The 12,051-nt window shown below is 59.8% G+C and carries 14 protein-coding genes; 5 read left to right on the forward strand and 9 right to left on the reverse strand.

Annotated elements, in window-relative coordinates; translation table 11 throughout:
• Positions 1-61: 61 nt before the first annotated feature.
• From ACL2XP_RS11270 to flgL, 5 genes are all read left to right on the forward strand, one after another.
• On the forward strand, positions 62-730 hold the full coding sequence (locus ACL2XP_RS11270) for a flagellar basal body L-ring protein FlgH (RefSeq protein ID WP_413739127.1): 669 nt from the start codon (positions 62-64) through the stop codon (positions 728-730).
• A 15-nt stretch (positions 731-745) separates the two neighbouring features.
• Positions 746-1,906 carry a flagellar basal body P-ring protein FlgI gene (locus ACL2XP_RS11275; protein ID WP_413738595.1) on the forward strand — a complete coding sequence of 387 codons (1,161 nt, stop codon included), beginning with the start codon at positions 746-748 and terminating at the stop codon, positions 1,904-1,906.
• The gene (gene flgJ / locus ACL2XP_RS11280) at positions 1,906-2,907 is read left to right on the forward strand and encodes a flagellar assembly peptidoglycan hydrolase FlgJ (RefSeq protein ID WP_413738596.1); all 1,002 of its coding nucleotides are present in this window, start codon (positions 1,906-1,908) and stop codon (positions 2,905-2,907) included. The genes ACL2XP_RS11275 and flgJ overlap by 1 nt, the downstream gene beginning before the upstream one ends.
• Positions 2,908-3,038: 131 nt before the next feature.
• Positions 3,039-4,682: a flagellar hook-associated protein FlgK gene (gene flgK, locus ACL2XP_RS11285; RefSeq protein WP_413738597.1), complete on the forward strand. Its 1,644-nt coding sequence runs from the start codon at positions 3,039-3,041 to the stop codon at positions 4,680-4,682.
• Between the two features lie 50 nt (positions 4,683-4,732).
• Positions 4,733-5,701 carry a flagellar hook-associated protein FlgL gene (gene flgL / locus ACL2XP_RS11290; RefSeq protein ID WP_413738598.1) on the forward strand — a complete coding sequence of 323 codons (969 nt, stop codon included), beginning with the start codon at positions 4,733-4,735 and terminating at the stop codon, positions 5,699-5,701.
• 111 nt (positions 5,702-5,812) lie between these two features.
• Here the strand turns inward: flgL and fliR are convergent, their stop codons facing one another.
• The 9 genes from fliR to fliJ form a co-directional block, all read right to left on the reverse strand.
• The gene (gene fliR, locus ACL2XP_RS11295) at positions 5,813-6,598 is read right to left on the reverse strand and encodes a flagellar biosynthetic protein FliR (RefSeq protein ID WP_413738599.1); all 786 of its coding nucleotides are present in this window, start codon (positions 6,596-6,598) and stop codon (positions 5,813-5,815) included.
• Position 6,599: 1 nt separating this feature from the next.
• Positions 6,600-6,869: a flagellar biosynthesis protein FliQ gene (gene fliQ, locus ACL2XP_RS11300; protein WP_413738600.1), complete on the reverse strand. Its 270-nt coding sequence runs from the start codon at positions 6,867-6,869 to the stop codon at positions 6,600-6,602.
• Positions 6,870-6,928: 59 nt separating this feature from the next.
• The gene (gene fliP / locus ACL2XP_RS11305; protein WP_413738601.1) at positions 6,929-7,705 is read right to left on the reverse strand and encodes a flagellar type III secretion system pore protein FliP; all 777 of its coding nucleotides are present in this window, start codon (positions 7,703-7,705) and stop codon (positions 6,929-6,931) included.
• Positions 7,702-8,103, reverse strand: coding sequence for a flagellar biosynthetic protein FliO (fliO, locus tag ACL2XP_RS11310; protein ID WP_413738602.1), 402 nt, complete (start codon positions 8,101-8,103; stop codon positions 7,702-7,704). The genes fliP and fliO overlap by 4 nt, the downstream gene beginning before the upstream one ends.
• Positions 8,104-8,523, reverse strand: a complete 420-nt coding sequence (gene fliN / locus ACL2XP_RS11315; protein WP_413738603.1) for a flagellar motor switch protein FliN — start codon at positions 8,521-8,523, stop codon at positions 8,104-8,106. It lies immediately after the preceding gene.
• Positions 8,516-9,517, reverse strand: coding sequence for a flagellar motor switch protein FliM (gene fliM, locus ACL2XP_RS11320; RefSeq protein ID WP_413738604.1), 1,002 nt, complete (start codon positions 9,515-9,517; stop codon positions 8,516-8,518). Before fliM ends, fliN begins: the two co-directional genes overlap by 8 nt.
• Before the next feature lie 5 nt (positions 9,518-9,522).
• Positions 9,523-10,002: a flagellar basal body-associated protein FliL gene (gene fliL, locus ACL2XP_RS11325; RefSeq protein WP_413738605.1), complete on the reverse strand. Its 480-nt coding sequence runs from the start codon at positions 10,000-10,002 to the stop codon at positions 9,523-9,525.
• Between the two features lie 149 nt (positions 10,003-10,151).
• Complete coding sequence (locus ACL2XP_RS11330; RefSeq protein WP_413738606.1) at positions 10,152-11,588, reverse strand: flagellar hook-length control protein FliK; 1,437 nt, start codon at positions 11,586-11,588, stop codon at positions 10,152-10,154.
• On the reverse strand, positions 11,588-12,028 hold the full coding sequence (gene fliJ / locus ACL2XP_RS11335) for a flagellar export protein FliJ (RefSeq protein WP_413738607.1): 441 nt from the start codon (positions 12,026-12,028) through the stop codon (positions 11,588-11,590). The genes ACL2XP_RS11330 and fliJ overlap by 1 nt, the downstream gene beginning before the upstream one ends.
• Positions 12,029-12,051 lie beyond the last annotated feature (23 nt).

Below are 12,051 nucleotides of genomic sequence, written 5' to 3' on the forward strand. Positions count from 1 at the left end.
GAAACAATATCAAAACCCCAGGACCTTCCCGCGCCGGACGTCCGCGCCAGTGGCGGCCTGGATGCTGGCTTTCGCGGCGCTGGCCTCGGACGGGTGTGCCTATATGCCACATAAAAACCTGGTGGCAGGCGAAACTTCGGCCCAGCCGGCGCCGGCCTCGCTGCCGGTGGCCAACGGGTCGATTTTCCAGGCGGTGCAACCGATGAATTACGGCTATCAACCGCTATTTGAAGACCGGCGGCCGCGTAATGTCGGCGATATCCTGACGATTACGCTGCAGGAAAACGTCAGCGCCAGCAAAAGCTCGTCAGCCAATGCGGCGCGCGAAAGCAGCAATACCCTGAAGTTCGCCACTACGCCCAGTATGCTGACCGGCCTGCTGGGCAACGGCAAAGCCGATTTGGATGCCGGCGGCACCAATGATTTCGACGGCAAAGGCGGAGCCACCGCCAAGAATACCTTTACCGGCACGATTACCGTTACCGTGCAGCAGGTGCTGGCCAACGGCAACCTGAAAGTGGTGGGCGAAAAACAGATCGCCATCAACCAGGGGGCCGAATATATCCGTTTTTCCGGCATCGTGAACCCACGCACCATCAACGGCAATAATGCGGTGATTTCCACCCAGGTGGCGGACGCCCGGATTGAATATGTCGGCAAAGGTTATATCAATGAAGCGCAGGAAATGGGTTGGCTGCAACGCTTCTTCCTTAATATTTCGCCCTTTTAGCAGGTGGCCAGCAGAATGCGGATTTTAACCTTGAACGTGTACCGGCCCGCCGCCGGCCCATGGCGCCGTTTCGCCCGGGCGCTCGCCCTGGGGGCGGCGCTGGCCCTGGGATTAGCGGCATTGCCGGCCGGGGCGGAGCGGCTGCGCGATTTGGTGGATATCCAGGGCGTACGCGACAACCCCCTGATTGGCTATGGTCTGGTGGTGGGGCTTGACGGCACCGGCGACCAGACCACCCAAACCCCGTTCACCACCCAGAGCCTGACCAACATGCTGTCGCAAATGGGCATTACCGTCCCGAGCGGCACCAATATGCAGTTGAAGAATGTCGCGGCCGTGATGGTCACCGCCAATTTCCCCGCGTTTGCCCGGGCCGGCCAGAATATCGACGTGGTGGTGTCCTCCATGGGGTCGGCCAAGAGCCTGCGCGGCGGCACCTTGATCATGACGCCGCTCAAAGGCGCCGATAACCAGGTGTATGCGCTGGCCCAGGGCAATCTGCTGGTGGGCGGCGCGGGTGCCTCCTCCGGCGGCAGCCGGGTGCAAATTAACCAACTGGCCGGCGGACGCATCACCAACGGCGCGGTAATCGAGCGGGAACTGCCCAGCACGTTCGGCGCCAGCCGCACCATGACCCTGCAACTCAAACAGGAAAACTTCACCCTGGCCCAGCGCATCAGCGACACCATCAATGGCCAAAACGGCATGGGCATCGCCCGGGCGCTGGATGCGCGCACCATCGAGCTGCAAATGCCGGCCAATAACAGCAGCCAGGTGCGTTTTCTGGCGCAAATCCAGGACATCAATATCGTCATGGGCGAAATGGACGCCAAGGTGATTATCAATTCACGTACCGGATCGGTAGTGATGAACCGCAACGTGATGCTGGATAACTGCGCGGTGGCCCAGGGCAATCTATCGGTGGTGGTGGATAATCAGCAAAGCGTCAGCCAGCCCGATACGCCGTTTGGCGGCGGCCAGACCGTGGTCACCCGGCAAACGCAGATTTCGGTTAATCAAAGCGGCGGGTCGTTGCAAAAGGTGAATTCGAGCGCCAATCTCAATAGCGTTATCCGGACATTGAATGCGCTGGGGGCCACTCCCAATGATTTAATGTCGATTTTGCAAGCCATGCACAGCGCCGGTTGTCTCCAGGCCACGCTGGAGATCATCTGATGCAGCTTAACGATGCAGCCGATCTTTCCGCCGCCTATGACGTTAAATCGCTGCAAAAGCTGCATAACCAGGCGGTCAAATCCTCCCCCGAGGCGTTAAAAGCGGTGGCCAAGCAGGTAGAAGGCCTGTTCGTGCAAATGATGCTTAAAAGCATGCGCGCCGCGCTGCCCAAGGGCGGCGCGTTCAGCAGCGATCAAACCGAGCTGTACACCAGCCTCTACGATCAGCAGATGGCGCAGCAATTATCGGCCAAAGGGCTGGGACTGGCGGATATGATGGTCAAGCAGTTGGGACAGCAGGGCGCCGATGCTCCGGCCGTCGCCCATGGCAACGCCGGCGGCGGCGATCCGCCAGGGGCCAAAACCGCCGCGCCGTTCTCCGCCGACGGCCCGCTCAGCGCCAACGCCATCAATGCGCAATTCATGTCGCCGGCCCTGGCGGGCGAGCTGTGGCGGCGCGAACGGCAGCAATCCGCCCGTCCAGGCGCGGATGCCGCCCCCGCCGGCGCCAGTTTTACCGATCGTCTGTCGGTGCCGGCCATGATGGCCAGCCGGCAAAGCGGCATCCCCCATCATCTGATCCTCGCCCAGGCGGCGCTGGAATCGGACTGGGGCAAACGGGAAATCCCCGCCGCCGGCGGCCAGCCCAGCTTTAATTTGTTCGGTATCAAAGCGTCCGATGACTGGAAAGGCAAAACCACCACCATTACCACCACCGAATACCAGGACGGCCAGGCGGTCAAGGTACAGCAGCGTTTCCGGGTATACGACTCCTATCTGGACGCGCTGGGGGATTATATCCATTTACTTACCGATAACCCCCGCTACCGGGAGGTGGTGAGCGCCGGCCAGCCCGAAGCCGCCGCCTATGCCTTGCAGCGGGCCGGGTACGCCACCGATCCGGCCTATGCCGTTAAGCTGATACAGATTATCAATCAGTTAAAACACTCCGCCGAACGGGCGGCCAAAGCCTATACCCACGATCTCGGCGGGCTATTTTAAGCCGGTGGGCGAATTTTCCGCGCGCACTCAAGTTTACCCGGCCGCGGGCGATAATAGTCTCAGGTTGTGGAATCTGACGCCGTTGTTTGCTTCTTATGGCGCAACGCCGGGTCCGGATAAAAGGAAACATAATGTCCAGTTCTTTAAGTAATATTGCATTGACAGGGCTGAATGCCGCGCAGAACGCGCTTAATAGCGTGGCCAGCAATATCAGCAATGTGTATGTTAACGGCTATAACCGGCAGACCACTCAGCTGGCGGAAATGGGCAGCAACGGTTCCACCGGTACCGGCGTTATGGTGAGCGGCGTAACCCGCGCCTATGATGCGCTGGTGATGGGCCAACTGCGTAATGCGGCCACCACCTATGCGGCCACCAGCAGCTACTCCGACCAGATTTCGCAGATTAACTCGATGCTGGCCAGCACCGACGGCAGCCTGTCCACCAGCATGAGCACGTTTTTCAGCAGCCTGCAATCCCTGAGCAGCAACGCCGGCGACAGCGCGGCGCGCCAGACGGTGATCGGCAGCGCCCAGAGCCTGGTGAATCAGTTTAAAAGCAACGATACCTATCTGCGCAACATGGATGATGCCGTTAATCAGCAACTCTCCTCCAGCGCGGATCAAATCAATAATTACGCCAAACAAATCGCCAACCTGAACGATCAAATCGTGCGCCAGGGCAAGGGCGGGGCGACCAACGCCATGCTCGACCAGCGGGATCAACTGGTTAGCGAACTCAACACTATGGTGGGGGTCAGCACTACTCAACAGGCGGACAATTCGCTGACGGTGACCTTTGCCAACGGCCTGACCCTGGTGCAGGGCGGCACCGCCTCCCAGATCAAGGCGGTAGCCTCCCAGGCCGATCCGTCGCGCACCGTGCTGGCTTATGATAACGGCACCGGTTCGCCCGCCGAAATTAACGAAAAAACCCTGACCACCGGCAGCGTCGGCGGCCTGCTGACGTTTCGTTCGGGCACCCTGGACGACGCGCGCAACCAACTGGGCCAGATTGCCCTGGCGCTGGCAGGTAGCTTTAACCAGCAGCACGCCGCGGGCGTGGATCTTAGCGGCGCCGCCGGCGAAGCTTTTTTTAATTACGGTCAGCCGGATATCACCACCAACACTAAAAATACCGGGCAGGCGGAGCTTAGCGTCGCTTTTACCGATACCAGCGCCGTGAAGGCGGGCAGTTATAACGTCAAATATACCGATGACGGTTGGCAGGTCACCCGGGCCAGCGACGGCACCAGCGTGGACTTCAAGACCACGGACAATGACAAAGGCGAGCCGGTGCTGAGTTTCGAGGGGCTGGCCATGACCGTCAGCGGCACCCCGGAGGCCAATGATAAATTTACCGTCAATCCGGTGACCAACGCGATCGCCGGCATGTCGGTCGCCATTACCGACCCGGCGAAGATTGCCGCCGGACAAGCCGGCGCCGAAAGCGGCGCCAGCGACAACCGCAATGCCCAGGCCCTGCTGGCCCTGCAAACCAGCAAAGTGGTCGGCGGCAATGCCACCCTATCTAGCGCCTTCGCGTCGCTGGTGAGCGCCATCGGCACCAAAACCAGCAACGCCGCGGTTACCGCGACATCGCAATCCAATATCGTCGATCAGTTGACCACCAAGCAGCAATCGATTTCCGGGGTGAACCTGGATGAAGAGTACGCTGATTTGCAGCGCTACCAGCAGTATTACCAGGCCAACGCCCAGGTATTGAATACTGCGGGAAAGCTTTTTGACACCATACTGTCGTCGTTAGGTAACTGACCGGCACCGGGCAGCATTTTACCCAATTTACCGTGGAAGGGATGAACGCCATGCGCCTTAGTACCAGCATGATTTATCATCAGAATTTAAACAGTATCACCAACGCCTATGCCAAATGGCAAAATACCGCCTTGCAGCTGGCCACCGGCAAGAAAGTCAACTCGCCGGCGGACGACCCCATCGCCGCGTCGCAGGCCATCGGCCTCAATAATATGCAGGCGGTGGGCGAGCAGTATGGCGCGGCGCGCAGCACCGCCATCGCCAGCCTGTCGATGGAAAGCACGGTTCTCGATCAGGTCACGGGCGTGATCCAAAACGTCCAGACCTTATTGGTCCAGGCCGGCGACGGCACGCTGAGCGATAACGATCGGCAGTCGTTGTCCACGCAATTGCAATCTTATAAAGATCAACTGGTGGGCCTGGCCAATAGCAAAGACGGTAACGGCAACTATATTTTCGCCGGCTATAAAACCGGTACCGCGCCCTTTGAGCAGGATTCCGCCGGCAACGTCAGCTATATCGGCGGCGCGCAGTCTATCAGCCAGCAGGTCGACGATAGCCGTGAAATGGCCATCGGCGATAGCGGCGCTCAGGTATTTGCCCATCTGGCGGCCGGTTATGCCGTTGAGCCAAATGGCGATGACAGCGAAGCCAACGTCTTCAACAGTATCGATACCGCCCTGGGCGCCCTGAATACGCCCCAGGATAGCGCGGACAGCGATACTCAGGCAGCCTATACCGCGGCGCTGGGCAAAGCCGGGCGCGGCATGAAAAATTCCCTGAACAATGTGCTTACGGTACAGGCGTCGGTGGGCAGCAAGCTAAATGAACTGGATACCCTTGATAGCGTAGGCAGCGATCGCTCGACCATCTATCAGAACCGTCTCAGTGATCTGGTCAACGCGGACTGGTATCAGACCGTCTCCGATTATAGCTTGCAACAGGTGGCGTTACAGGCGGCGTACAGCACTTTCAACAGTATGCAAAAGCTCTCGCTGTTCCAGTTGGCCGGTTCTTAACCCGTACCATACCCGTCCGGTGATCCTGGCGGGTTCTTCAGGTGGTTTTGGATAAAAACCAGCAGCGCCCCCCTTGGCATGCCCCGGGTAACAACGGGTGACATGCCCTTTTTATCCCCGCGGCATGCCGCTCAAGATATCCGATAATAAATCAAAGCTTTCACCCATCAGCTTCTCGCTAAACGGCGCCAGCAAGGGCAGCAGCAGGCCAAAGGTCAGAATGCCGATGGTCAGCGTCAGCGGGAACCCGATCACGAATACCGTTAACTGCGGCGAAACGCGATTGAGCAAACCCAGCGCGATATTGAGCGTCAGCAACAAGGTGATCATCGGCAGCGCCAGCATCAGCCCATTCATAAATATCTGGCCTCCGGCGCGGCATAACGCCATAAAAGCATTGGCGTTGAGCGGCTGGCCTGAAATCGGCAGGGTATGAAAACTGTCCGCCAATAACGAAATCATCCACAGATGACCGTTGAGGCTGGTGAATACCAGCATGGCCAGCAAATTGAGCAAATGCGCCAACACCGGCATATTCAGACCGCTGGCCGGGTCGAAAAACGTAGCGAACGACAGGCCCATTTGCAGCCCGATCACTTCGCCCGCCATGCGAATGGCCGCGAAGGCGAACTGCATGGAGAGTCCCAGTGCGGTGCCCACCAGGATCTGTTCAATGGCCAGCCAGAATCCCGCCACCGAAAACAGCGGGGTGGCCACCGGCGGCAAAAGCGGCGCCAGCAGGACGGTAATCATGATGCCCAGCCCCAGTTTGATGCGCGCCGGAATGGCTTTTTCACTGAACAGCGGGGCGGTGCTGATTAACGCCAATATTCGCACCAGGGGCCAGAAAAACTGGCTGAGCCAGCCGGCAAGCTGGGTGGTATCCAGTTCCAGCATATTACCCGGCGAGAGCCGGCAGGCTGCTGAATAGCGCGCGCATATAATCGAGGATCAAATTGAGCATCCAGGGGCCGGCGATAACGATAGTCGCCACCACCGCCAGGATCTTGGGGATAAACGACAAGGTCATTTCGTTGATTTGCGTCGCGGCCTGCAGCAGGCTGATTATCAGGCCGCTGAAAAGCGCCGCCATCAGCAACGGCGCCGCCAGGGCCAGTGCGACCAAAATTGCCTCATGGCCAAGGGCCATTACCGATTCCGGTGTCATATTCCGTCTGCCTGCCAAATGTTGGTGAGTCGTGGGTAATGCGCGATCGCGGTTAACCATCAATTATAAAAACTCTGCGCCAGCGAGCTCAGCAGCAATTGCCACCCGTCCACCAGCACAAATAGCATGAGCTTGAAGGGCAGCGAGATGGTGGCCGGCGGCACCATCATCATCCCCAGCGCCATCAGCACGCTGGCCACCACCAGATCGATGATCAAAAACGGGATAAAAATGGTGAAACCGATCTGGAAAGCGGTTTTGAGTTCGCTGGTGACGTAAGCGGGCACCAGAATGCGCATGGTCACCGCCTCGGGCCCATCCAGCGGGGGTTCGTTGGCCAGGCGCGCGAACAGCGCCAGATCCGCTTCGCGGGTTTGGCGCAGCATAAAGGTGCGCAGCGGCTGCGCGCCTTTTTCCAACGCGGCCTGCATGGTGATTTTGTTTTCGCTCAGCGGCAAATAGGCCCGATCATAAATAGTATTAAACACCGGCGACATTACAAAAAAAGTCAAAAACAGCGCCAGCCCCAACAGGACCTGGTTCGGCGGGGCCGACGGCGTGCCGATGGCGCTGCGCAGCAGGCCCAGCACGATAATAATGCGGGTAAAACAGGTCATCATCAGCAGCGCGGCGGGAATAAACGTCAGCGAGGTGATAAATACCAGGGTTTGCACCGGCAGCGACCAGCTTTGTCCGCCGCCCGCCAGGGGCTGGCTGATAATGCCCGGCAACTGCGCCCAGGCGGCCGGCGCCAGCGCCCATGCTCCGGCGGCCAGGGCGACGAACGCGCCGGCGCGCACGCATGCCGAACCGCCGCGCCTTATGCTGAGCTTCATTGGCCGCTCCCCGCGCGCTGCATTACCTGGCGCAGGCGCCGGCGAAAATCGGGCGCCGCGCCGGCGGGGGTATCCGTGCTCTCAGGCGGGGCGGGCAGGGTGTGCAATGTCGTAATGTTTTGCGCCGTGACGCCCAGCACCAGCCAAGTGCCTTCCACTTCCACAATCACCACTTTTTCCCGCTGTCCGAGCGCGCAGCTGCCCTGGAGCGTTAACAACCCCGGCCGCTTGGCCGCCGGCGCCAGGCCGAGCTTGCGCACCACCCAGGCACCGATAATAATCAGCAGTAAGATACCGCCCAGCGCGCTGCCGACCTGGGTTAACGCGCCGGTAGCGCTGAATGCCGGCGCGGCATGGGCGGCAACCGGGGTGGCGGCGATGGTCTGAGAATCGCCCATTTAACGACTTAACCGGCGCATACGTTCGGACGGCGTAATAATATCGGTAATACGCACGCCGTATTTATCCGCCACCACGACGACTTCGCCCTGGGCGATCAGGTAGCCGTTAATCAGGATATCCAAAGGTTCGCCGGCCAGCCCGTCCAGGGCCACCACCGAACCCTGCGACAGGCGCAGCAGCTCCTTGATGGTCATTTTGGTGCGGCCCAGTTCGACGGTCAGCTTGACCGGGATATCCATAATCATATCGATATCCTGCAGCGGGCCGGCGCTGTCTTCGGCGGTCAACTGGTGGAAAATGCCGTCGGTGGACGCCGGCCGTTCTTTGGCGCCGGTCTGCTGCTCGCTTAATGCCTCGGCCCACAGATCGTCTGCGGACGGATTGGCTTCGGCAGACGGTTTCTTGGGGTCACTCATCGGGCTGTTCCTCATTCAGGGAATTCAATACGGGATTAATCAGTTGTTTTACGCTCAGGGCGTACTGACCGTTGAGCGTGCCGTACTGACTGGTCAGTACCGGCACGCCGTCCACATGGGCAATCAAATAGTCGGGTTTATCGATGGGCAACACATCCCCCGGGGCCAGCTTTAGGATCTCGGATAACCGCATCGACACTTCGGCGAAATTGGCCACCAGTTCCAGTTCCGAATGCTGTACCTGGTTGACCAGGTTTTCGCGCCAGCCCTGATCCTCCAGCCGGGAATTTTCCAGCGGCGGATTGGTCAGCAGTTCGCGCAGCGGCTCGATCATGGAGAACGGAATGCAAATATAAAATTCACCCACCAGCGAGCCGATTTCCACATGAAAAGGCGTGGTGACCACGATATCGTTGGGGGAAGTGGTGATATTGGTGAATTTCACCTGCATTTCGGCGCGCACGTACTCCACGCTCAGGTTATAAATCGCTTTCCAGGCATCTTCGTAACATTCCAGCGCCAGACGCAGCATGCGCCTGATTACCCGCTGTTCGGTATGGGTGAATTCGCGCCCTTCCACCTTGATCGGGAACCGGCCGTCGCCGCCGAACAGATTATCCACGGCGATAAACACCAGGCTGGGCGAAAACACGAACAGCGCGGTGCCGCGTAGCGGCTTGAGGTGGATCAGGTTAAGGTTGGTCGGCACCGGCAAATTGCGGGCAAAGTCATGATAGGGCTGGATTTTAATGGCCCCGACGGTGATATCCGGACTGCGGCGCAGCAGGTTGAACAAGCCCATGCGGAATTGCCGGGCAAAACGCTCATTGATGATCTCCAGCGCCTGCAACCGCTCGCGCACCACGCGGCGCTGGGTATTGGGATCATAGGGCTTGATGTCGTCTTCGAAACCGCCGCTGATCGGCGCCTGTACGCCATCATCGCCGTTAAGCAGCGCATCGATTTCAGCCTGGGATAAAATGCTGTCGCCCATGGCAATCAACGCAAAATAAAGGCGGTGAACAGGACATCATTGATCACCGGTCTGGGTTGGCCGGTAACCAATGGTTCGTTCAGCACCTGTTTGATTTGTTCGATTAGCCGCTGCTTACCCTGTTCATTGGCCAGCGCGTCCGCATCCTGGCGCGAAAGCAGCATCAGCAAACGGCTGCGCACCGCCGGCAGAAAATTATTGAGCATTTTGCGGGTATCTTCATCGGGAAGACGCAGGGTCAGGCCGATATACAACACCCTATCCGGATCGTTGGAGGGATTGACCAGATTAACGGTAAAGGTATCCAGCGGCAGGAAGATTGGAATGGGCGGCGGCGGCGCAATATGGGCCGTCATGGCCGTGCTGGCCAATTTATGTTGCCACCAGAAGTAGCCCGCGGTGCTGGCGGCGGCCAGGGCAATTACGGCCAGAACCACAATCCATTTCGATTTTTTCCGAGCTGAAGGCAGCACATTCTCAGACATAACGTTTTGGTATTCCTGTAAGCATGACGGCATTTTTCCATTGCGGCGGTCGCAAAATGCCGGTTATTGAAGGCAATTATCCCGTCTATTGCATAATTCAATAGGGCGAATAGACGGGATAATTTGCGTTAACTTATACGTTTGCCCGCTTAGACAAAGGTATCGATGCCGGAGAGGCTGCGGGCGGTGGCGACCGGCAACGGGATACCGGCCGGGTCGGCCGCCGCGGCATCGGCGATGGAAAACGCGCGCTGGCCCTGGGACCGGGACGAGGGCGCCCGATCGCCGCCGCCCCAGTTGGGCGTCGCGTCGCTGCCGACGCAGCTTTGCCCGAGATTAATGCCGCTTTCAGCCAGCGCGGTGCGCAGGTGGGGCAGCGCGGCTTCCAGCGCGGCGCGTACCTGGCTATGCCCCGAGGCCAGGTGGATTTGCGCCTGATTATTATCCACCTGCAGGCTGATATGCAGCGCGCCCAGCGTATCGGGATGCAGCCGCAGCTCGGCGCTCTGCTGGCCGTTGCGGCTGAACATCACCACCTGCTGGCCGATCGCCTGCTGCCACTCGTCGCTGCCCAACTGCGCGCTAATCAGGGCGGCGGCCGGGGTCGGGGTGGCGGCAACGCCGTCACCGGCGGCGCTGAGCGTCGGGACGGCGACGGGGGTGGCCGCGGGCGTCGCCGCATCCATGGCCGCGGCGGGTTTTCTTAACCCTACCGCGCCGTTTGCCGTGGCGCCCGCATCGCTATGGCCGCCGTTTGCGGACTGCATGGCGATGGCGGCGCCCTGCGCCGCAGCCGGCGCGTGATTATCGGCGTCGGCCAGGGGGGACGCTTTTAGGTGTCTATCGCTCCCGGCGGGGACGGACGGCTTAGCGGATTTTTCCCCGCCGGCCGGCGCGGGCGCCGCGAGGATTTTATCGTTTCCGGCCAAGATGAGAGATGCCGGTATGCTGTCTGCCCCGGCGGCGGGATTGGCCAGCGGCAGTACCTCGGTTTGCGCGTTATCCGCGCCAATGTCGATGGGCGCGGCGGTAGATACGGCAGCGTCGGCGATATTGTCGCCTGCATCCGGCCGCGTATTATCGCCGGCGCCGATCGCGGCATCCGCAAGATCGGGGTTGGCGGAGGTATTATTGCCAAGCGCGGTAGCGCCAGGGGTGCTTGCCGCGGGCGCAGCTGTCCGGGTTTGCGCCAGCAGGGCCATCAATGCCTGTACCGCCCCGGCGGACAGCGAGGGATCGGGGTCGTTCGCCGGGAACAACGGTATTTTTACGCCGCCTTTGCCCGCGCCGGACGGGGCCGCCGTGTCGCTGACGTCTTCGGCCGGTGGGTTTGGGCAGGCGGCGGTTTCATCGACGGCCGGGCGGGCGGAGGCATTTGCAGGCATGTCGTCCCCGTCGCCGCTTACGGTGTTTTGCGCCGCGGTCGATTGTTTTTGCTGCGCGTCGTTGACTTTCACGCTCAGCAAACTGCCGAAATCCTGGTTGCCGGCGCCGTTATCCGCGCGCGTTTTATTTTCGGCGTTTTTCGCGGTGCTTCCAGCCGCATTACCCGCGGTGGCCGGGATTACATTGGGCGGTATTAACATTAGTGTTTCCTCAACGCGGCCCGCTGGGCAAATTCGTCCATGTTTTTTTGGTCCAGCCGGTTGGCTTTAAGCTGCAATGCCCGATCGCCGCGCGACTGAAGCGCGACAAAGGAGTTCAGGCGCTGCTGCTTAAGCTGCCAGGCCTGCATCGCTTGCTGCAGCCGTTGCGTCCACTGCGCCAGCAGGGCGCGGTGCTGCTCGATGGCGGTCTCCAGCGTAATAATAAATTGCTGATAGTTGTACCAACTGGCGGACGGCATGCCGTCGGTCATGCTTTGCTGTAATTTCTGCCGGTATTCCGTTTCATAGTCCAGCAATTGATCCAGCTGTCTACGTGCCAACTGATGGGACTGGCGGATCTGCCCCAGGCCGATCGCCGCCTGCTCCATATCCTCTTTTGCCCGCCCGCGCAAGATGTCCAGCGGTGTTTCACTTTTCATCGAACCTCGTTTACTGCTTTAAA

This window comes from Sodalis sp. RH21 (assembly GCF_047324175.1).
In the GTDB taxonomy this organism is placed as follows: domain Bacteria; phylum Pseudomonadota; class Gammaproteobacteria; order Enterobacterales; family Enterobacteriaceae; genus Acerihabitans.

Bases quoted from the DNA above. Each gene is read 5' to 3' on its own strand.
- ACL2XP_RS11270 (WP_413739127.1), top strand. From the start codon at position 62: ATGCTGGCTTTCGCGGCGCTGGCCTCGGACGGGTGTGCCTATATGCCA.
- ACL2XP_RS11275 (WP_413738595.1), top strand. From the start codon at position 746: ATGCGGATTTTAACCTTGAACGTGTACCGGCCCGCCGCCGGCCCATGG.
- flgJ (WP_413738596.1), top strand. From the start codon at position 1,906: ATGCAGCTTAACGATGCAGCCGATCTTTCCGCCGCCTATGACGTTAAA.
- flgK (WP_413738597.1), top strand. From the start codon at position 3,039: ATGTCCAGTTCTTTAAGTAATATTGCATTGACAGGGCTGAATGCCGCG.
- flgL (WP_413738598.1), top strand. From the start codon at position 4,733: ATGCGCCTTAGTACCAGCATGATTTATCATCAGAATTTAAACAGTATC.
- fliR (WP_413738599.1), bottom strand. From the start codon at position 6,598: ATGCTGGAACTGGATACCACCCAGCTTGCCGGCTGGCTCAGCCAGTTT.
- fliQ (WP_413738600.1), bottom strand. From the start codon at position 6,869: ATGACACCGGAATCGGTAATGGCCCTTGGCCATGAGGCAATTTTGGTC.
- fliP (WP_413738601.1), bottom strand. From the start codon at position 7,705: ATGAAGCTCAGCATAAGGCGCGGCGGTTCGGCATGCGTGCGCGCCGGC.
- fliO (WP_413738602.1), bottom strand. From the start codon at position 8,103: ATGGGCGATTCTCAGACCATCGCCGCCACCCCGGTTGCCGCCCATGCC.
- fliN (WP_413738603.1), bottom strand. From the start codon at position 8,523: ATGAGTGACCCCAAGAAACCGTCTGCCGAAGCCAATCCGTCCGCAGAC.
- fliM (WP_413738604.1), bottom strand. From the start codon at position 9,517: ATGGGCGACAGCATTTTATCCCAGGCTGAAATCGATGCGCTGCTTAAC.
- fliL (WP_413738605.1), bottom strand. From the start codon at position 10,002: ATGTCTGAGAATGTGCTGCCTTCAGCTCGGAAAAAATCGAAATGGATT.
- ACL2XP_RS11330 (WP_413738606.1), bottom strand. From the start codon at position 11,588: ATGTTAATACCGCCCAATGTAATCCCGGCCACCGCGGGTAATGCGGCT.
- fliJ (WP_413738607.1), bottom strand. From the start codon at position 12,028: ATGAAAAGTGAAACACCGCTGGACATCTTGCGCGGGCGGGCAAAAGAG.